Origin of the sequence: Actinoplanes sp. NPDC049802 (genome assembly GCF_040656595.1) — a bacterium.
Lineage (GTDB): Bacteria > Actinomycetota > Actinomycetes > Mycobacteriales > Micromonosporaceae > Actinoplanes.
In genome coordinates, this window is the sequence record NZ_JBFAMR010000054.1 from 1 (window position 1) to 25,880 (window position 25,880).

21 protein-coding genes are annotated in these 25,880 nt (G+C 72.6%); 5 read left to right on the plus strand and 16 right to left on the minus strand.

Annotated features, from left to right (window positions below; all coding sequences use genetic code 11):
• Positions 1-507: 507 nt before the first annotated feature.
• From gatB to AB0I88_RS29485, 10 genes are all read right to left on the minus strand, one after another.
• Positions 508-1,989: an Asp-tRNA(Asn)/Glu-tRNA(Gln) amidotransferase subunit GatB gene (gatB, locus tag AB0I88_RS29440; RefSeq protein WP_361031660.1), complete on the minus strand. Its 1,482-nt coding sequence runs from the start codon at positions 1,987-1,989 to the stop codon at positions 508-510.
• A 13-nt stretch (positions 1,990-2,002) separates the two neighbouring features.
• Positions 2,003-3,466: an Asp-tRNA(Asn)/Glu-tRNA(Gln) amidotransferase subunit GatA gene (gatA, locus tag AB0I88_RS29445; protein WP_361031663.1), complete on the minus strand. Its 1,464-nt coding sequence runs from the start codon at positions 3,464-3,466 to the stop codon at positions 2,003-2,005.
• A 3-nt stretch (positions 3,467-3,469) separates the two neighbouring features.
• Complete coding sequence (gene gatC / locus AB0I88_RS29450; RefSeq protein ID WP_361031666.1) at positions 3,470-3,769, minus strand: Asp-tRNA(Asn)/Glu-tRNA(Gln) amidotransferase subunit GatC; 300 nt, start codon at positions 3,767-3,769, stop codon at positions 3,470-3,472.
• Positions 3,742-5,802, minus strand: a complete 2,061-nt coding sequence (locus AB0I88_RS29455) for a bifunctional diguanylate cyclase/phosphodiesterase (protein WP_361031669.1) — start codon at positions 5,800-5,802, stop codon at positions 3,742-3,744. The genes gatC and AB0I88_RS29455 overlap by 28 nt, the downstream gene beginning before the upstream one ends.
• A gap of 125 nt (positions 5,803-5,927) precedes the next feature.
• Positions 5,928-8,228, minus strand: a complete 2,301-nt coding sequence (gene ligA / locus AB0I88_RS29460; protein WP_361031672.1) for an NAD-dependent DNA ligase LigA — start codon at positions 8,226-8,228, stop codon at positions 5,928-5,930.
• Positions 8,229-8,296: 68 nt separating this feature from the next.
• Positions 8,297-9,292: a methionine synthase gene (locus AB0I88_RS29465; protein WP_361031674.1), complete on the minus strand. Its 996-nt coding sequence runs from the start codon at positions 9,290-9,292 to the stop codon at positions 8,297-8,299.
• Complete coding sequence (gene mnmA, locus AB0I88_RS29470) at positions 9,285-10,373, minus strand: tRNA 2-thiouridine(34) synthase MnmA (protein ID WP_361031677.1); 1,089 nt, start codon at positions 10,371-10,373, stop codon at positions 9,285-9,287. Before mnmA ends, AB0I88_RS29465 begins: the two co-directional genes overlap by 8 nt.
• 9 nt (positions 10,374-10,382) lie before the next feature.
• Positions 10,383-11,558, minus strand: a complete 1,176-nt coding sequence (locus AB0I88_RS29475) for a cysteine desulfurase family protein (RefSeq protein WP_361031680.1) — start codon at positions 11,556-11,558, stop codon at positions 10,383-10,385.
• Positions 11,559-12,250: 692 nt separating this feature from the next.
• Positions 12,251-13,183 (minus strand): electron transfer flavoprotein subunit alpha/FixB family protein, encoded by a 933-nt coding sequence (locus tag AB0I88_RS29480; RefSeq protein WP_361031683.1) that lies wholly within the window; start codon positions 13,181-13,183, stop codon positions 12,251-12,253.
• Between the two features lie 20 nt (positions 13,184-13,203).
• Positions 13,204-13,980 (minus strand): electron transfer flavoprotein subunit beta/FixA family protein, encoded by a 777-nt coding sequence (locus tag AB0I88_RS29485; RefSeq protein ID WP_361031686.1) that lies wholly within the window; start codon positions 13,978-13,980, stop codon positions 13,204-13,206.
• A gap of 399 nt (positions 13,981-14,379) precedes the next feature.
• On the opposite strand from AB0I88_RS29485, the gene AB0I88_RS29490 reads away from it, so the two are divergent.
• From AB0I88_RS29490 to AB0I88_RS29500, 3 genes are read left to right on the plus strand one after another with little or no spacing between them, the layout of a single operon-like run.
• A complete protein-coding gene (locus tag AB0I88_RS29490; protein WP_361031779.1) occupies positions 14,380-14,772 on the plus strand; it encodes a DUF202 domain-containing protein in 393 nt (130 codons plus the stop codon).
• Positions 14,769-15,122, plus strand: a complete 354-nt coding sequence (locus AB0I88_RS29495) for a DUF202 domain-containing protein (protein WP_361031689.1) — start codon at positions 14,769-14,771, stop codon at positions 15,120-15,122. Before AB0I88_RS29490 ends, AB0I88_RS29495 begins: the two co-directional genes overlap by 4 nt.
• 38 nt (positions 15,123-15,160) lie before the next feature.
• On the plus strand, positions 15,161-15,493 hold the full coding sequence (locus AB0I88_RS29500; protein WP_361031692.1) for a PLD nuclease N-terminal domain-containing protein: 333 nt from the start codon (positions 15,161-15,163) through the stop codon (positions 15,491-15,493).
• Between the two features lie 5 nt (positions 15,494-15,498).
• Here AB0I88_RS29500 and AB0I88_RS29505 read toward each other — a convergent pair whose 3' ends face one another.
• The 3 genes from AB0I88_RS29505 to AB0I88_RS29515 all read right to left on the minus strand — a co-directional run bounded on the left by AB0I88_RS29505 (position 15,499) and on the right by AB0I88_RS29515 (position 20,222).
• A complete protein-coding gene (locus AB0I88_RS29505; RefSeq protein WP_361031695.1) occupies positions 15,499-17,121 on the minus strand; it encodes an acetolactate synthase in 1,623 nt (540 codons plus the stop codon).
• 129 nt (positions 17,122-17,250) lie between these two features.
• Entirely contained in the window at positions 17,251-19,326 is a 2,076-nt protein-coding gene (locus tag AB0I88_RS29510) for an Hsp70 family protein (protein WP_361031698.1), read from the minus strand.
• Positions 19,327-19,448: 122 nt separating this feature from the next.
• Positions 19,449-20,222 (minus strand): enoyl-CoA hydratase-related protein, encoded by a 774-nt coding sequence (locus AB0I88_RS29515; RefSeq protein WP_361031701.1) that lies wholly within the window; start codon positions 20,220-20,222, stop codon positions 19,449-19,451.
• An 85-nt stretch (positions 20,223-20,307) separates the two neighbouring features.
• On the opposite strand from AB0I88_RS29515, the gene AB0I88_RS29520 reads away from it, so the two are divergent.
• Positions 20,308-20,769, plus strand: a complete 462-nt coding sequence (locus tag AB0I88_RS29520; RefSeq protein ID WP_361031704.1) for a DUF6232 family protein — start codon at positions 20,308-20,310, stop codon at positions 20,767-20,769.
• Positions 20,770-21,219: 450 nt separating this feature from the next.
• Here the strand turns inward: AB0I88_RS29520 and AB0I88_RS29525 are convergent, their stop codons facing one another.
• From AB0I88_RS29525 to AB0I88_RS29535, 3 genes are all read right to left on the minus strand, one after another.
• Positions 21,220-22,122: a ribokinase gene (locus AB0I88_RS29525; RefSeq protein WP_361031707.1), complete on the minus strand. Its 903-nt coding sequence runs from the start codon at positions 22,120-22,122 to the stop codon at positions 21,220-21,222.
• Entirely contained in the window at positions 22,123-22,938 is an 816-nt protein-coding gene (locus tag AB0I88_RS29530) for an ABC transporter ATP-binding protein (RefSeq protein WP_361031710.1), read from the minus strand.
• Between the two features lie 110 nt (positions 22,939-23,048).
• Positions 23,049-24,227, minus strand: coding sequence for an ROK family transcriptional regulator (locus tag AB0I88_RS29535; protein ID WP_361031713.1), 1,179 nt, complete (start codon positions 24,225-24,227; stop codon positions 23,049-23,051).
• Between the two features lie 174 nt (positions 24,228-24,401).
• Between AB0I88_RS29535 and AB0I88_RS29540 the strand changes: the two genes are divergently transcribed.
• On the plus strand, positions 24,402-25,859 hold the full coding sequence (locus tag AB0I88_RS29540; protein WP_361031716.1) for a glycoside hydrolase family 3 N-terminal domain-containing protein: 1,458 nt from the start codon (positions 24,402-24,404) through the stop codon (positions 25,857-25,859).
• The last annotated feature ends 21 nt before the right edge of the window (positions 25,860-25,880 follow it).

Sequence of the window (25,880 nt, forward strand, 5' to 3'; positions counted from 1 at the left end):
CGGGCACCGGGCACCGGGCACCGGGCACCGGGCACCGGGCACCGGGCACCGGGCACCGGGCACCGGGCACCGGGCACCGGGCACCGGGCACCGGGAGATCAACGACGACGGACGGCCGCGACACGCGGCAGCCACAGCGAGTCGGCAAGGTTTCGGGGTGGGGACGGCCCACGGAGGGATCAAGCCTGACCGCCCGGAGTGGGCCGTCCCCGCCCCGAAACCGCGCACCGCGCGGGAGGAGCGCCGAACCTCGGACCCGAGAGGCGCAATGTTGTGAGCCCGCCGACCCGTCATACCGGTGAGGGGCGGAGAGAGGAGGCGACGCGCGATGGTGAGGACGACGAGGCGGCCGTCCCAGAGCGGTGACGCGACACCACCCGGCCCCGAGCGAAACGGGGCCGGAGAGATCGAGGGGCAGCTCAGCCCGGCTCGGGCGGCAAAGGGCCGGGGACGGCACCGCCCGGCCCCGAGTGAAACAGGGCCGGGCGATGGGCGTACCGGATGGGGTCAGGAGACGCCGAGACGCTCGAGGAGCAACTCGCGGACGGCCTTGGCATCCGCCTGGCCCCGCGTGGTCTTCATGACCGCGCCGACCAGGGCGCCCGCGGCGGCGACCTTGCCGTCACGGATCTTGGCGGCGATCTCCGGGTTGGCGGCGATGGCCTCGTCGACGGCGGCGGTGAGGGCGCCGGTGTCGTTGACCACCTCGAGACCACGGGCGGCCATCACCTCGGCCGGGTCGCCCTCGCCCGCGACGACGCCTTCGAGGACGGCCCGGGCCAGCTTGTCGTTGAGTTTGCCCTCGTCGACGAGCTTCTGCAGGGACGCCACCTGGGCGGGCGACGCACCGACCGCGGCGAGTTCGATGTTGAGCTCGTTGGCGCGGCGGGCCAGCTCGCCCATCCACCACTTGCGGGCACCCGCCGGCGACGCACCGGCGGCGATGGTCTCCTCGATGATCTCGACGGCGCCGGCGTTGGCCACCGACTGCATGTCGAGTTCGGAGATGCCCCATTCCTCGCGGAGACGGGCCCGCTTGGCGCTGGGCTTCTCCGGGAGAGCCTCACGGAGGGAGGTGACCCACGCCGGGTCGGGCGCGATCGGCACCAGGTCCGGCTCGGGGAAGTAGCGGTAGTCGGTGGCGGTCTCCTTGGAGCGGCCGGGGCTGGTGTCGCCACGGTCCTCGTGGAAGTGCCGCGTCTCCTGGTGGATCTTGCCGCCGTCGTCGAGGATGCCGGACTGGCGGATGATCTCGGAGCGGACGGCGCGTTCGACGGAGCGGAGCGAGTTGACGTTCTTCGTCTCGGTCCGGGTGCCCCACTCCTCGCCCGGGCGGTTCAGCGAGGTGTTGACGTCGCACCGCATCGAGCCCTGCTCCATGCGCACGTCGGAGACGCCGAGCGAGCGGATGATGTCGCGCAGCTCGGCGACATACGCCTTGGCGACCTCGGGTGCGAGCGCGCCCAGCCCGGGGACCGGTTTGGTGACGATCTCGACGAGCGGGATCCCGGCGCGGTTGTAGTCGACGAGCGACTCGGTGGCGCCGTGGATCCGGCCGGTGGCGCCGCCGACGTGCAGCGTCTTGCCGGTGTCCTCCTCGATGTGGACCCGCTCGATGCCGATGCGGTGGGAGACGCCGTCGACGTCGACGTCGACGTAGCCGTCCACGCAGAGCGGCTCGTCGTACTGCGAGGTCTGGAAGTTCTTCGGCATGTCCGGGTAGAAGTAGTTCTTCCGGGCCATCCGGCACCACTCGGCGATCGTGCAGTTCAGCGCCAGGCCGATCTGGATGGTCGCCTCGATGGCGGCCCGGTTCATCACCGGAAGCGCACCGGGCAGGGCCAGGCAGACCGGGCAGACCTGGGTGTTCGGTTCGGCGCCGAAGTCGGTCTTGCAGCCGCAGAACATCTTGGTCGCGGTGCCCAGCTCGACGTGCGTCTCCAGGCCGATGACCGGCTCGTACCGGGTGAGGATCTCTTCGTAGCTCATCTTTACCTCCTCCTCACAGGGCCGGTGGGGTGAACGTGCCGACGGCGGACTCGAGCGCGGCGGCGACCCGGTACATCCGGTCGTCGGCGAGCGTCGGGGCCATGATCTGGAAGCCGACCGGCAGACCCTCGGAGAGACCGCACGGCACCGAGATGGCCGGGCCGCCGTACAGGTTCGTCGGGATGGTGAAGAGGTCGGCGAGGTACATCTGGTACGGGTCGGAGGTACGCGACCCGAACGGGAACGCCACGAACGGCGTGGTCGGCGACACCAGCACGTCCACCTTCTCGAACGCGGCCTGGAAGTCGCGGGTGATCAAGGTGCGGACCTTCTGTGCCTGGCCGTAGTAGGCGTCGTAGTAGCCGGACGACAGCGCGTAGGTGCCGATGATGATGCGGCGCTTGACCTCGGGCCCGAAACCGGCCTCCCGGGTCAGCGACATGACCTCTTCGAGGGAGTGGTTGCCGTCGTCGCCCTCGCGCAGGCCGTACCGGACGCCGTCGAAGCGGGCCAGGTTGGAGGAGCACTCGCTGGGGGCGATCAGGTAGTAGGCGGGAAGCGCGTACTGGAAGTGCGGGCAGGACACCTCGACGACCTCGGCGCCCAGTTTCACCAGGGCTTCCAGCGACTCCTTGAACGCCGCGGCGACACCGGGCTCGGAGCCGTCGCCGGCGAACTCCTTGACCAGGCCCAGCTTGACGCCGGTCAGGTCACCGGTGGCGCCGAGGCGGGCCGCGGCCACCACGTCCGGAACCGGCTGCGGGATGGAGGTGGAGTCACGCGGGTCGTGACCGGCGATCACCGCGTGCAGCAGGGCGGTGTCCTCGACGGTACGGGCGCAGGGGCCGGGCGTGTCCAGCGAGGAGGAGAAGGCGATCAGCCCGTACCGGGAGGTGCCGCCGTAGGTCGGCTTGGCGCCCACGGTGCCGGTGACCGCGCCGGGCTGCCGGATCGAGCCGCCGGTGTCGGTGCCGATGGCGAGCGGCGCCTCGTACGCCGCGAGCGCCGCCGCCGAGCCACCACCCGATCCGCCCGGGATCCGCCCGAGGTCCCACGGGTTGTTGGTGGGCCCGTACGCGCTGTACTCCGTGGAGGAGCCCATCGCGAACTCGTCCATGTTGGTCTTGCCGAGGATCGGCATGCCGGCCTTCTTGAGCCGCTCGACGATGGTCGCGTCGTACGGCGGTTTCCACCCTTCGAGGATCTTGGAGGCGGCGGTGGTCGGGATGCCCTTGGTGGTCACCACGTCCTTGACGGCGATCGGCACGCCGGCCAGCGGTCCGGTGATCTCGCCGCGGTCGACGGCGGCAGCCGACTCCAGCGCCTCGGCCCGGCTGACGTGCAGGAAGGCGTGCACCCGGTCGTCGACGGCGGCGATCCGGTCGAGGTGGGCGGTCGCGACCTCGACGGCCGACACCTCCCGCTTCGCGATGAGAGACGCCAGTGCGGCCGCGGAGAGCCTGGTCAGGTCGGTCACGTATCAGTCCTCCTCGTCCAGGATGCGCGGCACCCGGAAACGGCCCTCGTACCCGTCGGGCGCTCCGGAGAGCGCCTCGTCCTGTGTGAGGCTGCCGGTGGGGACGTCCTCGCGGTACACGTTGGTCAGCGGGACCGAGTGGGAGGTCGGCGGGATGTCCTCCGCGGCCACCTCACCGACCCGCGCGACCGATTGCAGGATCACGTCGAGCTGACCCGCGAATCGATCGAGCTCCTCTTCGGTCACGGCGAGCCGCGACAGGCGCGCCAGGTGCGCTACCTCTTCGCGGGAGATGGCGGCCATCCTGCCCCCTCATCGTTTGACGGTTTACATGCCGAGCCTGAGTCTATTTCGCCGCGATTCCCGGGCTTGACCGGGCGGTACCGCCGTCGCCACTGTGCGAGTTCGGCGGCCGGCATGGGCCGGGCGTGGAACCAGCCCTGCGCGGTGTGGCAGCCGGCGGCCGCGAGCATCCGCCAGGTCGCCTCGTCCTCGACGCCCTCGGCCACGGCGCGCAGGCCCAGCGACTCGGCGAGACCGATCACCGAGCGGACGATCGCGGCGTCGCCCCGGTCGGTGACCATGCCCAGCACGAACGAGCGGTCGATCTTCACCTCGGTGAGCGGCAGCCGCCGCAGGTGTTGCAGGGACGAGTAGCCGGTGCCGAAGTCGTCCAGCGAGATGGCCACGCCCATCCGGCTGAGCCGGGTGGTGGTCTCCAGGACCCGGTGCGGGTCGGCCATCAGAGCGCTCTCGGTGATCTCCAGTTGCAGCATCTCGGCGGGTACGCCGTACCTCCCGAGAAGCGCGCCCACCCGGTCCGCGATGTCCCCGGCGTGCAGGTCGCGGGCGCTGACGTTGACGGCGGCGCGCAGCGGAGCCCGGTCCCGTCGCCAGGCCGCGAGCTGCGCCACCACCTCCTCCAGCACGCGGGCGGTGAGCAGCCGCATCACCGGGGTGGGCTCGGCGGCGCGGAGCAGTTCCTCGGGGCCGACCGTGCCGCGCCTCGGGTGCCGCCAGCGCAGCAGCGCCTCGACGCCGACCACCTCGCCGGTCGCGATGGCGATCTGCGGCTGGTAGTAGAGGACTATCCCGTCGTCGGGCGGGTCGCGGCGCAGCGCGGTCCGCAGGTCGGCGACCAGGGTGAGCCGGTCGGGGGTGTGCTCGGCGACGTCCGGCCCGTGCACGGCGACCTGGTCGCCGCGCTGTTTCGCCTCGTACATGGCGGACTCGGCCTCGCGCAGCAGGGTGCTGCCGTCGCGGCGGCCGGATTGCAGCGCTATCCCGATCGAGGCGCTCAGCTCGACCGGGGTGCCGTCCAGCGGGAACGGGCGGCTCAGCGCGTCGGTCAGGTGCTGGGCGATGCGCCGGGCCGAGGCCGGGTCGTCGACGCGGGTGGCGAGCACCGCGAACTCGTCGCCGCCGAGCCGGACCACCAGGTCGTGTTCGGGCACGGCGGCGGTCAGCCGGTCGGCGACCCGGGTCAGCAGGCGGTCGCCGGCGCCGTGGCCGAGGGCGTCGTTGACCGTGCGGAACCGGTCCAGGTCGAGCAGGAGCAGGGCACGGCGCCGGTCCGGGGCGCGTTCGGCCATCGCGGTCTGGAGGCTGCGCCGGTTGGGCAGGCCGGTCAGCGGGTCGAAGCGGGTGGCCCGCTCGGACTCGCCGGCCCAGCGGACCATCCGGTGCACGGCGTACGGCGCCAGCAGGGCCAGCGGTGCCAGGGCCGGGCTGACCCGGGCGGCGACCAGCACCACCGGACCGAGCAGCAGCAGGGCGAAGGTGGCGAACAGGTCGGCGTGGCCGCGCCGGCGGCGGCGCGGGCGGGTCTCCGAGGTGAGAGCGCGGACCAGGCCGGCCACGGCGTGCCGGGCGGCGATCCAGGCGACGGCGGCGGCGCAGATCAGCGCCGCCTCCCGCCAGCCGGGGTTGTCGTCGATGCGCGGGGACGCGAGGCCGGCGACGGTCGCCGCCGCGATCAGCGCCGCGGCGTGCTGCACGGCCAGATGCAGGGTACGCCGGGGCGAATGCCGCATCCGGGCCCCGGCCACGGTCACCGCCACCGATTGGACGGCGACGGCCGGCAGCGCTCCCCAGGCCAGCGCGATCGCGAAGGTGAAGCAGATCGACGGCAGGATCAGGGAGCGGGCACGGCGTCCGGGCACCCCGTACGGATGGGTGTCCACCACGACGGCAAGCCCCGCCAGGGCCCAGAAGGCGGGTGGCAGGCCGCCGCTCGCCCAGATCATCGGGACGGCGGCGGCCACGGTCGGCAGGGTGGTAAGAAGCACCGCGCGGCGGCGCTCCGGACCGGCCAACCGTGGGCGAGCGGCATCCATGCGACCTCCACGATGGCCTCGATCACCGATCGCATACACCATAGATCCGTATGGCGCTTTTTGTCCTAAAGCACCTAAACGTTGTTGTTCATCCGGTAACTTTCAGACGTACGATCTGTCGGGATTCACCCTTCCGTGGTGGTCTCGGCCACCGCGCGGGCCGCCTCCGGACCATCCTCGAGCAGGACCCCGAAACCGGCCTCGTCCAGCACCGGCACCCGCAGCGCCATCGCCTTGTCGTACTTGCTGCCCGGATTGTCGCCGACCACCACGAACCCGGTCTTCTTCGACACCGAGCCGCTCACCTTGCCGCCCCGGGTGGTGATCGCCGCGGCCGCCTGATCCCGGGTGTAACCCGCCAGGGTGCCGGTGACCACGACGGTCAGGCCCTCCAGCGGGCGCGGGCCGGTCTCCACCCGCTCGTCGGCCATCCGCACGCCCGCGGCCCGCCACTTCTCGATGATCTCCCGGTGCCAGTCCACGGCGAACCACTCCCGCAGGCTCTCGGCGATGGTCGGCCCGACCTTCTCCACCGCGGCCAGCGGGTCCACGATCTTGGCGGCCCGCTTGGGGGCAGGCCCTTCCTCGGCCGAGGGCTCAATCGAGGGCGCGGGCTCAATCGAGGGCGCGAGCACCGGCCCAGCCTCGGCCGTGGGCGCGAGCACCGGCCCAGCCTCGGCCGTGGGCGCGAGCACCGGCCCAGCCTCGGCCGTGGGCGCGAGCACCGGCTCGGCCTCGGCCGTGGGCGCGAGCACCGGCCCGGCCGATGCCAGAGGGCGGGCGATGATCTCCTCGAGCGCCGCCATCGAGCCGAACTCCTGCGCCAGCGCCCCCGCCGCGTCCGGTCCGACGTGCCGAATCGACAACGCCCGCAGGATCCGGGCGAGCGGCCGCGTCCTCGCCTCCGCCAGGCTCGCCAGCATCTTGAGCGCGTTGGCGCCGAGCGTGCCGTCCTTCTTCACGAAGAACGGGGCCCGCAGCAGGTCCTCCTCGGTGAGACCGAACAGGTCGCCCTCGTCGAACAGCACCCCCGAGTCGATCAGCGCCCGGGCCGATTTCTCCCCGAGCACGTCGATGTCGAGAACGTTGCGATGACCGACATAGGTCAGGCGCTCACGGCGCTGCCCCAGGCAGTACCGCGAATTCGGGCAGCGGATGTCGATGTCGCCCTCCTTCGCGGGGGCCAGCGGCGTGCCGCAGTCGGGGCACTCGGTGGGCATCACGAACGCCCGCGCGTCCGCCGGCCGCAACTCCAGGACCGGCCCGAGGATCTCCGGGATCACGTCGCCGGCCTTGCGGAGCACCACGGTGTCGCCGATCAGCACACCCTTGCGGGCCACCTCCTGCGCGTTGTGCAGGGTGGCGAACTCGACCTCGGACCCGGCCACCACGACCGGCTCCACCACGGCATAGGGGGTGACCCGGCCGGTGCGACCCACGTTGACCGCGATGTCGAGCAGTTTGGTGGTGACCTCCTCGGGTGGGTACTTGAACGCGATCGCCCAGCGCGGCGCCCGGCTCGTCGAACCCAGACGACCCTGGATCGAGACGTCGTCGACCTTCACCACCACGCCGTCGATGTCGTGCTCGACGGCATGCCTGTTCTTGCCGTAGAACTCGATGAACTCGCGCACCCCGGCCAGATCGTCGACCAGTCTCCACCGCTCGCTGACCGGCAGGCCCCACGCCTTCATCGCCGTGTAGGCCGCCGACTGCGACGCCGGGTTGAACCCCTCGCGCGCGCCGAGGCCGTGCACCACCATGCCGAGCCCGCGGGCCCCGGTGACCCGCGGGTCCTTCTGCCGCAGGCTGCCGGAAGCGGCGTTGCGGGGATTCATGTACGTCGGTTTACCCTGCTCCACCAGCATCGCGTTGAGTGCCGCGAACGCCTCGGCCGGGAAGTAGATCTCGCCGCGCACCTCGACCAGGCCGGGCACGTCGTCACCGGTCAGCCGCTCCGGGATGTCGCCGATGGTCCGCACGTTGGGTGTCACGTCGTCGCCGACCCGCCCGGTGCCACGGGTGGCGGCACGGACCAGAACCCCCTTCTCATACGTCAGGTTGATCGCCAGGCCGTCGATCTTGAGCTCGCAGAGGAACCGCACCGGCCCGCCCGCGTCCCGCACCACCCGCTCGGCCCACGCCGTCAGCTCGTCGAGGTTGAACACGTTGTCCAGCGACATCATCCGCTCGGCGTGCTCGACCTTGGGGAAGTCGCCGGACGCCGTGCCGCCCACCGTCTGGGTCGGCGACTCGGGAGTCCGCAGCTCCGGGAACTCGGCCTCCAGCGCCTCCAGCTCGCGCAGCAGCAGGTCGAACTCCGCGTCCGACACGACCGGGGCGTCGAGCACGTAATAGCGGTGCTGGTGCTCCCGGATCTCGTCGGCCAGCTCGGCATGCCGGGAAGAGGCCTCTGGTGTAGCCACTGAAACCGAACCTCCGTGTCAGGAACATCTACCGGGCACGGTAGTCCCCACCCCTGACATTTCCGGGGTCAGACCTCGGCGATCCGGCGACCGGCCTCCGTGCACGCCTTGAGCAACGCGCGGACATACCCCATCGGCGCGCCGGCCAGCCCGCACGCGGGGGTGATCACGACCTGCTCGGGCAGCCGCGCGGCCGGGAAGCCGAGCCGCTGCCAGAGGGTGCGAACCCGGTCGGCGAGCTGCTTGGACTCCGGGCGGCGGCCGGCCACCGGCCGGGTCGGCGCGGCGCCCGCGAAGATCCCCAGACCGGCCTCGATCGCCTCGCCGAGCGGGTCCAGGTCCTTGAGCAGCGACAGGTCGAAGGCGACGGCGGCGGCACGGGAGTCCCGGATCACCTGCCACGGCAGGTCCGGCGCGCAGCAGTGCACGAGGACCGGCGTCCCCACCGCCTCGACCACGGTCCGCAGCCGGGTGGCGGCGTCCGGGCCGTCGACCACCCGGTACGCGCTGAGCCCGCTCTCGGTCGGCACCTGCCCGGCCAGCACCGACGGCAGCGAAGGCTCGTCGAGTTGCAGCAGCACGGTGGCCCCGGGCACCCGCTTGCGCACCTCGGCCACGTGCCGGCGTAGCCCTTCGGCCAGCGAATCGGTCAGGTCCCGCACCGCACCCGGGTCCCGCAGCATCCGGCCACCGATCGGCAGGTCCAGGTTCGCGGCCAGGGTCCACGGCCCGGCGGCCTGGATCTTCAGCGTCCCGGTGAAGCCGTCGGCCTGCTCGGTGAGCTCGTCCAGATCCCGTTCCAGCAGGTCCGCGGTCCGCCGAAGGTCCTTGCCGGGTCGTGAGGCGATCTGCCAACGAGCCGCATACACCTGCACGGGCAGCTCCACCAGGAACCCGGCGGTCCGCCCGATCATGTCGGCGCCCGGCCCGCGCTCGGGCAGCTCCGGCAGGTGCGGCAGGCCGGGCAGCTCACCCAGCACGATCCGCTGGGCCTCGGCGATGTCCGTCCCGGAGAGCGAGCCGATGCCGGTGGCGACCCCGGCGGCCCACGGGAAGTCAGGCATGCGAGGCCACCCGGGAGCCGGCCGTGATGGTCGCCGAACCGAGGACGATGTCGCCCTCCGGGTCCGGCTGGTAGGCGACGATCGCCTGGCCGGCGGCGACGCCCCGCGCCGGTGACTCCAGGGTGGCGACCAGGACGCCGGAGGAGACCGACACCGAGGCCGGCACCACCTCGCCGTGCGCCCGCAGCTGCACCTCGCAGTCCAGCGACGTCGACGGCGAGTGCCAGATCGGGCGGTCGGCGGTGACCACGTCGACCTCCAGGTCCTCACGTGGGCCCACGGTCACCGTGTTGGTCACCGGGGTGATCGACAGCACATACCTCGGGCGGCCGTCGGCGGCGGGAACCCGCAGGTCGAGGCCCTTGCGCTGGCCGACGGTGAATCCGTACGCCCCGTTGTGGGCGCCCAGCCGCTCGCCGGTCCGCCCGTCGACGATGTCACCCGGCGCCGCACCGAGCCGGCTCTCCAGGAACCCGCGGGTGTCGCCGTCGGAGATGAAGCAGATGTCGTGCGAATCCGGCTTGTCCGCCACGGCCAGTCCGCGCTCGGCGGCCTCGGCCCGGACCCGCTCCTTCGTCGAGTCGCCGAGCGGGAAGATCGCCCGGTCCAGCTGGGCGCGGGTCAGCACGGCCAGCACATACGACTGATCCTTGGCCGGGTCGACGCTGCGGCGCAGCAGGCCGTCGGCGCCCAGCCGGGCGTGGTGACCGGTGACGACCGCGTCGAAGCCCAGGGCCACCGCCCGGTCCAGCACCGCCGCGAACTTGATCTTCTCGTTGCAGCGCAGGCAGGGATTCGGGGTGCGGCCCGCCGCGTACTCGTTCACGAAGTCGTCGACGACGCTGTCGTGGAACTCCTCGGCCATGTCCCACACGTAGAACGGGATGCCGATCACGTCGGCGGCCCGGCGCGCGTCCCGCGAGTCCTCCAGGGTGCAGCAGCCGCGCGCCCCGGTCCGGAACGTCTGAGGGTTACGGGCGAGCGCGAGGTGCACACCGGTGACATCGTGGCCGGCGTCACGGGCGCGCGCGGCGGCGACGGCCGAATCGACACCGCCCGACATAGCTGCGAGAACACGCATGTTCCCAGCCTATCTGGACGACTTCCAGGCTCCCGCCCGGCGGGCCCGCTCCACGGCGCCCGGCAGCGCCGCGAGCAGCGCGTCCACGTCCGCCTTCGTGCTGTCGTGACCCAGCGAGAACCGCAGTGACGACCGCGCCCGGGCGTCGTCGGCGCCCATCGCCAGCAGCACGTGGCTGGGCTGGGCCACCCCGGCCGAGCAGGCCGAGCCGGTCGAGCAGTAGACCCCCTGCGCGTCCAGGAGCAGCAGCAGCGCGTCCCCCTCGCAGCCCGGGAAGGAGAAATGCGCGTTTCCCGGCAGGCGGTCGCCGGGGTCACCGTTGTGAATCGCGTCCGGGATCACCGCGCGGACCCGCTCCACCAGATCGTCGCGGAGGGCGGCCACCCGAACCGCGGCCTCCTCCCGGTCCCGCACGGCGGCCTCCACCGCGGTGGCGAAAGCGACCACGCCCGGCGTGTCCAGCGTCCCGGAGCGCACGTCCCGCTCCTGACCGCCGCCGTGCAGCAGCGGCGTGCACGCCACGTCCCGGCCCAGCAGCAGCGCGCCCACCCCGACCGGGCCGCCCACCTTGTGACCGGTCAGGGTCAGCGCGGCGGCGCCGCTCGCCGCGAAATCGACCGGCGTCTGCCCGACCGCCTGCACCGCGTCGGTGTGGAACGGGATCCCCGCTCCCGCCGCGATCGCGGCCAGGCCGGCCACCGGTTGAATCGTGCCGACCTCGTTGTTCGCCCACTGCACGCTGATCATCGCGATCTCGTCGCCGTGCGCGCCGACCATCTCGGCGAACGCCTCCGGCGTCACCCGCCCGGCCCCGTCCACCGGCTGCAGCGTCACCTCGGCGCCCTCGTGCCGGCCCAGCCAGTCGACCGCGTCCAGCACCGCGTGATGCTCGACCGCTGAGGCCACCACCCGCCGCAGCCGCCGATCAGCGTCCCGCCGGGCCCAGAAGATCCCCTTGACCGCGAGATTGTCCGCCTCGGTCCCGCCACCGGTGAAGATCACCTCCGACGGCCGGGCTCCCAGCGCCGCCGCGATCCGCTCCCGCGACTCCTCCACCAGCCGCCGGGCCCCGCGCCCCGCCGCATGCAGCGAGGACGGGTTGCCAAGCTCACGAGCCGCGGCGACATAGGCGTCGAGCGCGGCGGGCAGCATCGGCGTGGTCGCCGCGTGATCCAGGTAGGCCATCACCACCAGCTTAGGCCGTCTTCCCGTTCAACTCCGCGCCCGTCCTCCCAAGATCAACCCATGTTCCGGTACGCGTCCCCCGCCCCCAACCGCACCAGCCCCGTCCCGCCCGTTCCGGCGGCCTCCCGGGCCCTCCCGCCTCCTGCCGCCCGCGCCGGGCTGACCGACCCGCCGGCTGGCCGCCGGAGCGGCCTCAGCGTCGGCGGGACCGCCCTGATCGCCAGCCGGAACCCACCCCCAGCGGGACCTAGGAACAGCCTCAGCATCGGCGAGACCGCCCTGATCGCCAGCCGGAACCCACCCCCAGCTAGACGTAGGAACAGCCTCAGCATCGGCAAGACCGCCCTGATCGCCAGCCGGGATCTTTGGCCGGGCCGGACGTAGGAGCAGCCTCAGCATCGGCGAGACCGCCCTGATCGCCAGCCGGGATCTTTGGCCGGGCCGGTCGCCAAGTGGGAGACGCGGTGTGGTGGGCGAACGCCGCGACAGGGAGGGCACGGATCAGCCCGGCGGGCGCGCTGCGGCCTGGACGACGCGGGGAGGTCGCGGGGTTCGGCGGGACGGGGAAGGTGCGGTTGAGGGCGGGGAACGGCGTACCGGAACAGAAGGGAACGGCCCGGCGCATGAACGCCGGGCCGGACCATCGTGCGGGTTTCGAGGACCGGCCGGCCACTAAGGACGGCCGGGCCGGATCACTTGCGCTTGCGGATCTCGTCGGCGGCCTGCGGTACGACCTTGAACAGGTCGCCGACCACGCCGAAGTCGGCGAGCTCGAAGATGGGCGCCTCGGCGTCCTTGTTGACCGCGACGATCGTCTTCGAGGTCTGCATGCCGGCCCGGTGCTGGATCGCGCCGGAGATGCCGAGAGCCACGTAGAGCTGCGGCGACACGGTCTTGCCGGTCTGGCCGACCTGGAACTGGTGCGGGTAGTAGCCCGAGTCGACGGCCGCGCGGGACGCGCCGACGGCGGCTCCGAGCAGGTCGGCGAGCTCCTCGACCAGCTTGAAGTTGTCGGCGTTGCCGACGCCGCGGCCACCGGAGACGACGATGCCGGCCTCGGTGAGCTCGGGGCGGGAGCCCTTCTGCTCGGCGACCCGCTCGACGACCTTGGTCAGCTTGTCGCCGTCCGTCACCGCGACGGTCAGCTGCTCGACGGCCGGCGAGGCGGCGGCGGGCTCGGGGGTGACCGAGTTGGGGCGGATGGTGACGATCGGCAGGCCCTTGGTGACCTTGGACTTGACGATCGCCGAACCGGCGAAGATCGCCTGCGTTGCGGTGCCGTCGGCGTCGAGCCCGACCGCGTCGGTGAGCAGGCCGTTGTCCAGCTTGATCGCCAGGCGGGCGGCGATCTCCTTGCCCTCCTGGGTGGAGGCGAGCAGCACGGCGGCCGGCTGCACCCGCTTCACCAGCTCGGCGACCACGGTGGCCTTGGGAGCGACCAGGTAGCCGTCGACGTCCTCACCGGACGCCGTGTAGATCTTCTCGGCACCGAACTCGCCGAGCTTCGCGGTGTCGGCGTCGCCGAACACCACCGCCGAGACCGACCCGAGTCCACGGGCGATCGTGAGCATCTCGAGGGTGACCTTCTTGACGCCGTTCTCGACGACGACCAGTACTTCAGCCATTGTTCTCCATCCCCTCGGACTCAGACGAACTTCTCGGTGGCCAGGTACGCGACGAGCTGCTCGCCGCCGTTGCCCTCGTCGACGACCTTGGCACCGCCGGTACGGGCCGGGCGCTTGGCGTACTCGAGGACCTGGCTGGTCGCGCCGGCGAAGCCGACCTCGTCACCGGAGACGCCCAGGTCGCCCAGGGACAGGCTCTGCACCGGCTTCTTCTTGGCGGCCATGATGCCCTTGAAGGACGGGTACCGCGGCTCGTTGATGGTGTCCCAGACGCTGACGATGGCCGGGGTGGCCGCGGTGACGACCTCGTAGCCCTCGTCGGTCTGCCGCTCGACGGTCAGCTGCGAACCGTCCACGGTGAGCTTGCGGGCGCCGGTCAGAGCGGCCACGCCGAGCAGTTCGGCGAGCATGTGCGGCACGACCTGGACCCGGCCGTCGGTGGACTCGGCGCCACTGAGGATCAGGTCGGGGCCGAGGGTGCGCAGCGCGGCGGCGAGCACCTTGGAGGTGGCGACCGCGCAGGAGCCGTGCAGGGCGTCGTCCTGCACGTGAACAGCCTTGTCCGGGCCCATGGAGAGGGCCTTGCGGATGGATTCGGTCGCGCCCGCCGGGCCTACGGTCAGGACGGTCACCTCGCCGCCGTGCGCCTCTTTGATCTTCAGCGCTTCCTCGATGGCGTATTCGTCCATCTCGTTGATGACGTTGCTCGCCGACGCCCGGTCGACCGAGTAGTCAGCGCTAAGGGTGCGCTCGGCACCGGAGTCAGGCACCTGCTTCACCAGTACGACGATGTTCATCGCGCTCCTACGACCCTCCTGTATTGAACGCACCGTTGCGGTCGACCATGTCCACGGCCGAAACGATGCCGGGCTGCGGACATGCCAGCCACGTTACCCGTCAGTAGCTTCGCTGTTGCCGGGCACCCAGAGTGACACACCTCACCCATGCGCCTGCCTTGATCGCTACAGTGGCGATGAGGAGGTGTCAGACATGTCCGGTCAAAACGTCTCGCTAGTGGAGGGCATGAGCCCATCCACGCCCCATAGTCCCTCACGTACCGGAAAGTTGGAGTCACAGTCTCATGGACGATCGGGTCCCGACTCTCCGTGGTGCCGCTGCGGGCGTCCACGGGAGGCGTGCGTGAGTGACGAAGTCCGCAACCTGTGGCACCACCTTCTGAACCCGTTGAGTCGATAATCAACGGTGTGTTGCGGCAGTGGTTCAATCCGTCACAGGCAGGCACCACTCCCGACTACCGGTTCTCGCTCGCCAACGAGCGCACCTTCCTCGCGTGGATCCGCACCGGCCTCGCCCTGATCGCCGGCGGCCTGGCGTGCGCGCAGTTCCTGCCACCGCTGCCGGTCCGCCACCTGCGCGAGATCATCTCGATCCTGCTGCTGGTGCTCGGCGCGCTGGTGGCGCTGCGCGCGGTCGACCACTGGATGCGCACCGAGCGGGCCATGCGGCTCGGCATCGATCTGCCGCGCTCCCGCTTCCCGGCGGTGCTCGCCATCGCGGTCGCCCTCGGCGCGGTGGCCATCATCGCGGCCGTGCTGGTCCAGGTCTTCGGTCCGAACGCAGGAGTATGAGCGGGCCGTGCCGGCAGCACGCCGGCGATCCGGGCGCGTGCGCGCAGGTCACCCGGGATCCGGGGGCCTCCGCGCTGCGGACCAGGTTCGCCTGGCGGCGGACCGGTCTCTCCGCGACCGCCGTGGCCCTGCTCACCGTCCGGCCCGCCTTCGCGCCCGGCGCCGGCCCCGCCGAGTGGCTGGTGGCGGCGGCGTCGATGGTGGCCTGGGCGGCGATCGTCGCCATCGCCCTGCACCGCGCGCGGGATCTGCGGACCCGTTTCCCCGGGGCGGCGCCCGCCTCGATCCGGGGCTACGCGATCCTCATCACCGCCCTGGCCGTACTCGGCGGATGGGTTGTCATGCTCTGATCGTCGCCGACCCGGCTCCTGAGGAGCATCATTGCGGCATGGTCCGGTTGTTCATCTTCTTGGCCGCGGTGGCGCTCGTCCTGCTCATCCTGGCGCTGATCAGCGGCTTGTCGGCGGAGCGGGTCCGCAACGCGCCCCGTGCCGTCTGGATCCTGGTGATCCTTCTCATCCCTGTCGCCGGCCCGACCGCCTACTTCCTGTGGGGCCGCCCGGTCCGCCGGACCCGCCGTCCGTCCCGCCGCCCGTCCGCGCCGGACGACGACGCCGACTTCCTGCGCTCGGTGGACAGCGAGCAGTCCCGCCGCGACCGTGAACTGCTCGCCCAATGGGAGCGTGATCTGCATCAGGACGACGAGCCGGACCGGCCCTGAGCGGGCTAAGCCAGGTTCGAGCTGCGGGGGTAGGCATCGGCCGGATCGGTCAGCACGTTGACCAGGTAGGGCACGCCCGCGCCGAAGGCACGCCGCAACGCCGGGCCCAGGTCGGCCGCCTTCTCCACCGTCTCGCCGGCCCCGCCCAGCGCACGGACCACCTCGTCGTAACGCAGGCCGGGCTGGAGGTCGGCGGCGACGTCGTAGCCGTACAGGGCGCGCATCGGGTGCTTCTCCAGGCCCCAGATGCCGTTGTTGCCGACCACGATCACCACGGGCAGGTTCTGCCGGGCCAGGGACTCGGCGTCCATCAGTGAGAAACCGGCCGCGCCGTCGCCCATCAGCACGCACACCTGACGGCCGGGATGCGTGACCCGGGCGCCCATCGCGTAGCCGAGACCGGTGCCGAGACAGCCGTACGGGCCGGGGTCGAGCCACGTGCCGGGCCGGGCCGGCTCCAGGAAACGGCCGGCGTACGAGACGAAGTCGCCACCGTCGCCGATCGTCACCGCGTCCGGGTCCAGCACGCGGCGCAGTTCCCCGTACACCCGGGCGGGTTTGATCGGATCGGTCTCGGCCGCCATCACCGCGGCGTCCCGGGCCTTCGCCTCGTCCTCGGCGGTGCGCAGTGCGGCGATCCAGTCCTCATGGGACGACCGCGGCCCGGTCCACCCGGCCACCGCGGTCAGGATCCGCCGCAGATCACCGGCCGGTGAGACGGCCGGGGTGACGTGAGCCGCCCGCTGGGACGGCGCGTCCACCACGTGGATCACGGTGGCGTCGCCGAAGTCGCCGAAGCCGAGCCGGAAGTCGAGCGGGGTGCCGATCACCGCGACCACGTCGGCGCCGCCGAGCGCCGCCCGGCGGGCCCGGGAGAAGGACAGCGGATGGCCCGGCGGCAGCACACCCCGGCCCATGCCGTTGGCGAAGACCGGGACGCGCAGGTCCTCGGCGGCCGCCCGCAGTTCGTCGACCGCGCCGCCGGCCCACACGTCCGAACCCGCCACGATCACCGGCCGGTCCGCTCCGGCCAGCAACCCGGCCGCGCGGGCCACCTCGTCCGGATCGGCGTCGAGCACGGCGACGGCCGGCTCTCCCGGAGCCGCCGCCTCGGCGGTGCCGAAGACCACATCGAGCGGCAGGTCCAGGAAGACCGGGCCGCGATGCGGGGTGAGGGCGGCGGTGAGGGCGGCCGCGATCTCCCCGGGGATCGACTCGGTGGCCGCGACCGTGGCGGCGTACCGGGTGACCGGGGCGACCAGCGGCACGTGATCCAGCTCCTGGAGGCTGCCGGCGCCCCAGCGGAAGGCCGGAGCACGGCCACCCAGCACCAGGACCGGTGAGCCGTTGAAGTGTGCGCTGGTCAGGCCGGAGATGCCGTTCGTCACACCGGGACCGGCGGTCAGCACGGCCACGCCCGGCCGGCGGCGCAGCTTGGCGACGGCCTCGGCGGCGAAGACGGCGGACTGCTCGTGGCGTACGTCGTACAGGCCGAAGCCGGACTCGTGCGCGGCCGCGTACAGCGGAAAGACGTGCCCACCGGAGAGGGTGAACATCTCGGTGACGCCGAACGCCCGCAGCGCCGCGAGCGCCAGCTCCCCGCCGTGTCCCTCGATCGTCCCGGTCATGGCCGCTCCCACCGGGGCATGAACTCGCCGGCCGGGCGCCGCTCGGTGCGGTCGGCGCCTTCCGGGGCATGCCCTCCCGGCCCCCGCCCGCCAGGCCGTCGTCCGGTGCAGTCGGTCATGCCGCCTCCGTCAGAGTCCGATCAGTTCCTTGATGTCGACGAACACCTCGACGGCGTCCTGGTCGAACGGTTCGCCGTTGCCGTACCCGTAGGCGAGGATCAGCGCCACGATCGGCACGGTCACCATCACGATCATGCTGAGCAGCATCTGCATGGCACGGGCGAACCGGCCACGGCGGCGCCGGACCCGGGCCGGTGGCGGGGTCTGCTGCGGCGGCGCGGAGACGACCGCGCGGGCCGGCGGCGAGATCGGCCGGGCCGAGCCCACGGCGGGCGACACCGGCGGCGGCACCGGGGAGATCGGCCGGGCGTGTGCCACCACCGGCCGCTGCGGCCGCGGCGCCCCCGGCGGTCCGGGTTGCCTCGGGGGTACGGGCGTCCGGCTCTCGTACTCGGGAGGTCTGGTGGCGACCGTCGCGTCCGGATCGGATCGCCAACTGTCGGCGGCGTGCGGCCACGGGTCGACCGGCGGGCGCAGGTGTGGCGGGGTGTCGGCGGGCGGCCGCGGCCGGGACGGGCGGTCCTGGCGCGGCAGCCGGTCGGGGGCCGTCGGCGGGCCGTCGGCGGGCCGTCGTTTCGGCAGCGACCCGGCCCCGGTTCGGCCGGGCAGCACCGGCACGTCGGCGTCCGCCGCCTCCGACGCGGACGAGACGGCCAGGACGGGCGTGGTGGCGGGCAGCGGTCTGCCCGCGACGACGGGCGGCCGGTCCGCCTCCACCGGCGCCGGCTTCCCGGCCAGGGCGGTCGGCTGATCCCGCTCGACCGGCTTACCGGCCAGAACCGTCGGCTGATCCCGCTCCACCGGCTTACCCGCCAAGACCGTCGGCTGATCCCGCTCCACCGGCTTACCGGCCACCGGCGCGGCTGCCACCAGCTCGGTAGGGACCGGCTCAGCCTTCGCGGCGCCGGGCTCCACCGGCCGGTCTGCCGTCGCGTGCTCGGCGCGAACCGGCAGGGACCTGGACGGCAGTCGTAGTTCCTCGGTGGGCCCGGGCGCGGCCGGTTCGGTGGTCAGCAGGGCCGCACCGGCCAGGATGCTGCCCTCGGCGACGACCAGCTCCGGTTGCTCGATAGCCACCGGCGGGTCACCGAGCGCCCGGTGCAGCAGGGTGGCCACGAGCGGGATCCGGCTGGCGCCGCCGACCAGGAACACCCCGGCCAGCCGCCCGTCCGGCAGGTCGGCCCAGCGCAGCAGGTTTCGGGTGATGTCGACGGTCTGCTCCAGCACCGGCCGGGCCACCGTCTCCAGCTCCTCCCGGGTGAGGTGCGCCTCGACGTCGAGCAGCGGAACCACGAAGTCGGCGGCCTGCGCCCGGGACAGGCGTTCCTTGGCGATCCGTACGTCGTCCCACAGCTGTCTGCGGGCCCGGCGCTCCTCGACGGTGGCCGGTTCCATGAGCCGGGACCAGTCGTCGGTGCGCAGGTGCTCGACGACGGCCGCGTCCACGTCGAGGCCGCCCAGGTCGTCGCGGCCGTCGACGGCGAGCACCTCGAAACCGGAGGAGGTGCGCGCCACCACGCTGGCGTCGAACGTGCCGGCGCCGAAGTCGTGCACCACCACGACCGAGCCGATCGGCACGTCCCGTCCGAGGACCTCGGCGAAGTAGGTGGCCGCGGCGACCGGCTCGGCGACCAGGCGGGCGCCTTCCAGACCGGCGCGGGCGGCGGCCTCGGCGAGCAGGGTGCGGCGGGCCGCTCCCCAGGTGGCCGGGCAGGTGAGGGTGACCTCCGGCCGGTACGGCCCGACCGCGCGATGCCACTCCTCGGCGATGCGGAGCAGGACCGCCGCGATCAGCTCGACGACCTCGAACTCGCGCTCACCGAGCAGCACCAGCCCGTCGTCGACGCGCCGTTTCGGGTTGGGTTCGAAGCGGGCCGGGTCGATCCGGGCGCTGTGCACCGCGTCCCGGCCGACGAGCAGACTGCCGTCCGAGTCGGCGAAGACGGCGGACGGCAGCAGTGGTGAACCGTCGACCAGGATCGGGCGGGCACGGCCGTCCGGCCATCGCGCCACGGCGACGGTGTTGGAGGTGCCGAAGTCGACGCCGAGGGCGTACCGCTTCGGACCACCCTGGTCGATGGGCATGCCCGCAGTCTAGGCAATGGCGGCCCGCTTACGGTCCCTCAGTCAGGCAGATTCGCGACGGTGGTGATCTACGCGTCACCCGCCGCCCGTCACCCGCCGAGATGGCGGCGGACGTGCCTTGTCTACCTGCCGGTGAACCTCGGGTCACGTTTCTCGACGAACGCGGTGGTCCCTTCGAGCCGGTCGTCGGTTGCGAAGAGGCCGGCGAACAGGTGCGCCTCCAGCTCCAGCCCGGCCGCCAGGTCCATACCGAGACCGCTGTCGATGGCCTGCTTGGCGGCGCGCAGGGCCAGGGCCGGGCCGGTCGTGTACTGCCGGACGAGTTCGACCGCGGTGGCGTACACCTGATCGGCCGGGACCACCCGGTCGGCCAGGCCGATCCGCAGGGCCTCCTCGCTGTCCACCATCCGGCCGGAGAAGATCAGATCCTTGGCGCGGGCCGGGCCGATCAGGCGGGACAGCCGCTGGGTGCCGCCGGCGCCCGGGATGAGGCCGAGCTTGATCTCCGGCTGGCCGAGCTTGGCGTCCTCGGCGATGACCCGCCAGTCGCAGGCGAGGGCGAGCTCGCAGCCGCCGCCCAGCGCGTACCCGGTGACGGCGGCGACGACCGGCTTGGTGATCCGCGCGACCGCGTCGAGGGCGCTGGACAGGGCGCCGGCCCGGAACACCATCTCCTGGTACGTCGTCCTGGTGAACTCGGTGATGTCGGCGCCCGCCGCGAAATGCCTGCCGGACCCGTGCACGACCACCGCGCGGACCGTGTCGTCACCGGCCGCCGCCAGCGCCGCGGTACGCAGTTCCTCCTGGACCTGGGTGTTGATCGCGTTCACCGGTGGCCGCTCCAGGCGGATGGTGCCGATGCCGTCCACGACTTCCAGCCGTACGAACTGACCCACCGGGGCGCCCTCACTTTCACTCAGCCGTTTGGCCGTCAGCGTACGACGGGTAACGACTACATTGGGTCCCCTGGGGAGGACAGAGATGACCATGTACTACCGGGATCCGGAAGTGCTCATCACGTCATCCAGTGTGCGGATGAACGGCCGCGAGTTCCGGCTGCCCGAGCTGATCCAGGTGTGGTACACGAAGGGCGCCCGCTCCTGGGGTGTCATCGCCTGGCGGGGAGCGCTGGGCCTGACCATCATGCTGCCGCTGTTCGTGGGCGCGTTCGCCGTGCTGGTGGCCGTGACCATGGACGCCTCGGTCACCACCACGCTGACCTGGGTGGTCGGCGGCGTCCTGCTGGGCCTGGCCGTGGTGCCGGTCGCCGACCTGCTGCTGGAGCGCGTCGACCGGTCGTATGACCGGGGCAGCCGCAGCCTGGAGATCTGGGGCCGGGTGCGGGAGGGCGACGTGCTGCTGCTGAGGACGGACAACGCGCAGCGTTTCGGCCAGATCTACCGGGCCCTCCAGCGTGCTCTCGAGCCGGCGGTGCGCCGCTGATTCGCTGATTCCTCAGCGTACGACGCTTCTGATTGGCGACGATCAGGAAACCATGCGAGCTACCGAGGTACGGCCCAGCGGCATCGAGGGCACCTTCGGCACGAACGAGATCATCGTCTCGAAGACCGATCCGCGCGGCGTCCTCACGTACGCCAATGATGTCTTCCTGCGCGTCTCCTGCCTTTCCGGGGACGCGGTGACGGGGCAGCTCGGGCGCCTCGTCCGCGGCCACGGCGGAAGGCCGTCTTCATCGCCGGTTCCTCACGCAGGGGTCTGCACGGGGCGTACCGGGACGCCGCGACACAGATCACGCGTTCCAATCATGTGATGCGAGATACCGCGATCCAGTTCGCCGCGGCGGCCCGCACCCGGCAGGTTGCTGCCACCGGCCTGGGCTGACGACGGGCTCTCATCTCGCCGAGGTGCTGCGGGCCGAGGTGTCCCGGTTCGTCACGACGATTCGCGCGTCCTGAACAGCTCCTCGATGTCGGCCCGGACCGGCAGGGCGTTGCTGGCCCCGACCCGGCGCACGCAAGCGGCCCCGGCGGCGTTCGCCCAGCGGATCGCGTCGATCAGGTCGCGGCCCTCACCCCAGGCGACGGCCAGAGCCCCGGTGAAGGCGTCGCCGGCCGCGGTGGTGTCGGCGACCTCCACCCGGTACGCGGGCACATGCACGTCGGCGCCGTCTCGATCGGCGTACCGTGAGCCGTTGCCACTGAGGGTGAGCACCACCCGCGGGACCAGCGCGAGCAGGGCCGACATGTCCGGGTCGCCGCCGCCGGTGATGGCCCGTGCCTCGGTCTCGTTGACCACCAGCAGGTCCACCTCGTCGAGCAGGCCGGACGGCAGCGCCCGGGCGGGCGCCGCGTTCAGGATGGTCCGGGTGCCGTTGGCACGGCCGGCCCGCAGCGCGGCCTGCACCGTGGGCATCGGGATCTCCTGCTGGCAGAGCAGCACGTCGGCGGCGGCGATGGCGGCCGTCTCGTCCTCGGTGAGGTCGGCGAAGGTGCGGTTCGCTCCGGGGCTGACCAGGATCGAGTTCTCGCCGGCCCGGTCCACCATGATCACGGCGACGCCGGAGGAGCCGTAACTGGTCCGCAGCAGGCTCACGTCCACTCCGGCGGCGCCGAGGCGGGCCTGGAGGGTGACGCCGAACGCGTCCGATCCGATGGCGCCCAGGAACGTCGTCTCGGCGCCCGCCAGCGCGGCGGCGATGGCCTGGTTGGAGCCTTTGCCGCCGGCGGTCATCACGAAGTCGTCGCCGAGCACGGTCTCGCCCGGCCGGGGCAGGCTCGGCGCCAGCCCGACCAGGTCCATGTTCGCGCTTCCGGCGACGACGACCCGGGTCGTCATCTAGCCCGCCCGCGCCGTGTAGCGGTCGCCGAACCGGTCGACGATCAGCGGCAGGCCGAACGTCTTCGTCAGGTTCTCCGCGGTCATCACCTCGCCGAGCAGGCCGGCCGCGACCACGGTGCCCTCGCGCAGCAGCAGGCCGTGGGTGAAGCCCGGCGGGATCTCCTCGACGTGGTGGGTGACCAGCACCATGGCCGGGGCGTCCGGGTCCAGGGCGAGCTCGGTGAGGTGGCCGATCAGCGTCTCCCGGCCGCCCAGGTCGAGCCCGGCGGTCGGCTCGTCGAGCAGCATCAACTCGGGGTCGGTCATCAGCGCACGGGCGATCTGGGTGCGCTTGCGCTCGCCCTCGGACAGGGTGCCGAACTCACGCTCGGCGAACGCCGCGATGCCGAGCTGCTCGAGCAGCTCCCGGGCACGGGCCTCGTCCTGCGGGTCGTAGCTCTCCCGCCAGCGGCCGACCACCGACCACGCGGCGGTGACCACCACGTCGAGCACACGCTCGGACGGCGGCACCTGATCGGCGAACCGGCCGGTGGTGATGCCCACCCGGGTCCGCAACTCGGTCACGTCGGTACGCCCGAGCTTCTCACCGAGCACATAGGCCGTGCCGCGGGTCGGGTGCATCCGGGCGGACGCCAGGTTGAGCAGGGTGGTCTTGCCCGCACCGTTCGGGCCCAGCACCACCCACCGCTCGTCCAGCTCGACCTGCCAGGACAGGTCGCGGATCAGGAAGTTTCCGCCACGCACCACGTTGACGCGGTCGAAGGCGATGACGGTGTCCTCGTCGGGCGGAATGGATACGGCAGCCTCCAGCACGCGTCCATCCAACCATGTTCGGGCGCGGAAGCCGGACGGCGTGCCGGTCACTCACGAGCGTGTGGACTTCGGGTGCCACACGCACCCGAAACCCACACGCGGGAAGACGGTCAGTTGGTGGTCGAGCCGAACACCTCGTCGCGGACGGCGTCCAGGGCCATCCGCAGCGCACCGTGCAGAACCGGCTCGGACGCCACTGCGGTGACGACCACCTTCGGCGACACCAGGGTGATCGCCGCGACCTCGCGCTCCACCCGGTCGGCCAGGGCCGCGCCGCCGGCCCGGCTCACCTCGCCGGCCAGCACCACGAGCGGCGGGTCGAGCACCACGCAGGTGGCCGCCACGCCGAGCGCCAGGCGGCGGGCCAGCTCGTCGAGCACCGGCTCGCCGGCCGGGCCGGCGGCGACGGCGGCGCGGACCACGTCGGCCGCCTCGGCGCCGCGGAAGCCGTACTGCTTGCCGATCTCCTTGACCGCGTCGGCGCCGGCCATCGCCTGGAACGCGCCTTTCACCCCGCGGCGGGACGCGTTGTGCGGCACCTCGGCGCCGGCCACCGGCAGGTAGCCGATCTCGCCGGCGGCGCCGGTCGCGCCCTGGTGCAGACGGCCGCCGAGGACGGTGGCGAGGCCGACGCCCCGGCCGATCCAGACGAGCGCGAAGTCGGCGACGCCGGTGGCCGCGCCGGTGCCGGACTCGGCGACCGCGGCCAGGTTGACGTCGTTGCCGAAGAAGACCGGGACGTTCAGGTCGCGGCGCAGGTCGGCGAGCAGGCCGCGGTGCCAGCGGGGCAGGTCGTGGGCGAAGGAGATCTCCCCGGACTGCGGGTCGACGAGGCCCGGGGTGCCGAGCACGACCCGGCGCACCGAGGACATCTCGGCGCCCGCCTCACCGGCGGCCTGGACCACCGCGTTGTGCACCACGCCGACCGGGTCGTCGGTGTCCTTGGTGCTCTGTTCGACCCGGCTGATCACCGTGCCGGTGATGTCGGCGCAGGCGGCGACCACGCAGTCCGGGCCGACCTCGACGCCGATGACGTGGGCGCTGCTGGGGGTCACCGCGTAGAGCTGGGCGTTGGGCCCGCGGCCGCCGGCCTGCTCGCCCACCCGCCGGACCAGACCGCGCTCCTCGAGCCGCTCGACCAGCTGGGAGGCGGTGACCTTGCTGAGCCCGGTCATCTCGCCGAGTTGCGCCCGGGTCAGCGGGCCTCGCGTGAGCAGCAGGTCCAGCGCCGCGCGGTCGTTGAGGGCGCGCAGCAACCGGGGCGTGCCCGGGAGGCGGGTGGCGGCCATAACGTTCGTCCCCTAATAATAAAGATTCTTTCCTGTTACAGTGTCGACGCACGACACGCAGCCGCAGCGTAACGGTAGGCAACGCCGCCCCACCGGAAGGTGGCTCATCGACTGCGAGCGATCATGGCAGCTCCCGGCGTGAAACGGCCAGAGCTGCGTCACCGGAAGGACACCATGGCCATCGACCCCGGCCTCCGCCGCCTAGCCCTGCACACCCTGCTCGCCGCGTTCCCCGGCCACACCGCCCCCGGCTGGGCGGGCGAGCTGCTCGCCGAGGGACTGGCCGGGCACACCCTGTTCGGCGCGAACGTCGGCGACGCGGACCAGCTCGCACGGCTCACCGCTCAGCTGCGCTCGGCCCGGCCGGACGCGCTGCTCGCCATCGACGAGGAGGGCGGCGACGTCACCCGGCTGGGGCACCGGACCGGGAGCCCGTACCCCGGCAACGCGGCGCTCGGCGCGGCCGGTGACCCGGAGCTGACCAGGGCGGTCTACACCGCGATCGGCGCCGACCTGGCGAGCGTGGGGATCAACCTCGACCTGGCGCCGACCGTCGACGTGAACACCGTCGCCGAGAACCCGATCATCGGCACCCGCTCCTTCGGGGCCGACCCGGCGCTGGTCGCCCGGCACACCGCGGCGGCCGTGGCCGGGCTGCAGGCCAACGGGGTCGCGGCGTGCGCCAAGCACTTCCCCGGGCACGGCGCCACGATCTCCGACTCGCACCTGGAGCTGCCCACCGTCGACGTGCCGCTGGCCGTGCTGCGGGAGCGGGACCTGCCACCGTTCGCGGCCGCCGTGGAGGCCGGCGCGCGGGCCGTGATGAGCGCGCACATCCGGGTGCCGGAGCTGACCGGGAACGGTCCGGCCACGTTCAGCCGGGCCGCGCTGACCGGACTGCTCCGCGACGAGCTGGGCTTCCGCGGCGCGATCGTCACCGACGCGCTGGAGATGCGCGGCGCGGCGGCCTCGGCGGGCGGCATCCCACGGGCGGCCGTGGCGGCGCTGGCGGCCGGCGCCGACCTGCTCTGCGTCGGAGCGGTGGTGGACCGGGCGCTGATCGAGGCGATCGCCGCGGAGATCGCCGCGGCCGCCGGGGACGGGCGGCTGGAGCCGGCGCGACTGGAGGACGCGGTCGCCCGTACCGCCGCACTGGCTGCCTGGAGCGCGACGCCGCGCCCGGCCGGCACGGCGGGCAGCGACCTGGGCGTCGCCGCGGCCCGGCGCGGAATGATCGTCGAGGGCGACCCTGCCGAGTTGCGGTCCCCGCTGGTGGTGCAGTTCACGTCCGGGCACTCGATCGCCGAGGGCCGGGTGCCGTGGGGCCTGGCGCCGCATCTGAGCGGAACCGAACAGATCGAGGTGGTGGCCGCCGAGACCACACCCGAGGCGCTGGCCGCGGCCGCCGGGGACCGGCCGGTCGTGCTGGTCGGCCGCCGGCTGCACAGCTCGCCGGCGGCGCGGACCCTGATCGGGAAGCTGGCCGCCGAGCGCCCGGTCGGCGTGGTCGAGATGGGCTGGCCGTCGTCGTGGCGACCGGAGGGCGTCCGGGTCTTCGTGGTGACCCACGGGGCGAGCCTCGCCAACGGCCGCGCGGCGGCCGAGGCACTACACCTGCATCACGCTGAGTAATCAGCACCGACCGATATTTTC

What these genes read in the sequence shown, in the direction of transcription:
- AB0I88_RS29520 (WP_361031704.1), top strand. Translation starts at nt 20,308, where the DNA reads ATGACCATGTACTACCGGGATCCGGAAGTGCTCATCACGTCATCCAGT.
- AB0I88_RS29525 (WP_361031707.1), bottom strand. Translation starts at nt 22,122, where the DNA reads ATGACGACCCGGGTCGTCGTCGCCGGAAGCGCGAACATGGACCTGGTC.
- AB0I88_RS29465 (WP_361031674.1), bottom strand. Translation starts at nt 9,292, where the DNA reads ATGCCTGACTTCCCGTGGGCCGCCGGGGTCGCCACCGGCATCGGCTCG.
- AB0I88_RS29505 (WP_361031695.1), bottom strand. Translation starts at nt 17,121, where the DNA reads ATGACCGGGACGATCGAGGGACACGGCGGGGAGCTGGCGCTCGCGGCG.
- AB0I88_RS29535 (WP_361031713.1), bottom strand. Translation starts at nt 24,227, where the DNA reads ATGGCCGCCACCCGCCTCCCGGGCACGCCCCGGTTGCTGCGCGCCCTC.
- AB0I88_RS29455 (WP_361031669.1), bottom strand. Translation starts at nt 5,802, where the DNA reads ATGGATGCCGCTCGCCCACGGTTGGCCGGTCCGGAGCGCCGCCGCGCG.
- AB0I88_RS29500 (WP_361031692.1), top strand. Translation starts at nt 15,161, where the DNA reads ATGGTCCGGTTGTTCATCTTCTTGGCCGCGGTGGCGCTCGTCCTGCTC.
- mnmA (WP_361031677.1), bottom strand. Translation starts at nt 10,373, where the DNA reads ATGCGTGTTCTCGCAGCTATGTCGGGCGGTGTCGATTCGGCCGTCGCC.
- AB0I88_RS29510 (WP_361031698.1), bottom strand. Translation starts at nt 19,326, where the DNA reads ATGCCCATCGACCAGGGTGGTCCGAAGCGGTACGCCCTCGGCGTCGAC.
- AB0I88_RS29485 (WP_361031686.1), bottom strand. Translation starts at nt 13,980, where the DNA reads ATGAACATCGTCGTACTGGTGAAGCAGGTGCCTGACTCCGGTGCCGAG.
- AB0I88_RS29475 (WP_361031680.1), bottom strand. Translation starts at nt 11,558, where the DNA reads ATGGCCTACCTGGATCACGCGGCGACCACGCCGATGCTGCCCGCCGCG.
- gatC (WP_361031666.1), bottom strand. Translation starts at nt 3,769, where the DNA reads ATGGCCGCCATCTCCCGCGAAGAGGTAGCGCACCTGGCGCGCCTGTCG.
- gatB (WP_361031660.1), bottom strand. Translation starts at nt 1,989, where the DNA reads ATGAGCTACGAAGAGATCCTCACCCGGTACGAGCCGGTCATCGGCCTG.
- AB0I88_RS29540 (WP_361031716.1), top strand. Translation starts at nt 24,402, where the DNA reads ATGGCCATCGACCCCGGCCTCCGCCGCCTAGCCCTGCACACCCTGCTC.
- AB0I88_RS29480 (WP_361031683.1), bottom strand. Translation starts at nt 13,183, where the DNA reads ATGGCTGAAGTACTGGTCGTCGTCGAGAACGGCGTCAAGAAGGTCACC.
- AB0I88_RS29495 (WP_361031689.1), top strand. Translation starts at nt 14,769, where the DNA reads ATGAGCGGGCCGTGCCGGCAGCACGCCGGCGATCCGGGCGCGTGCGCG.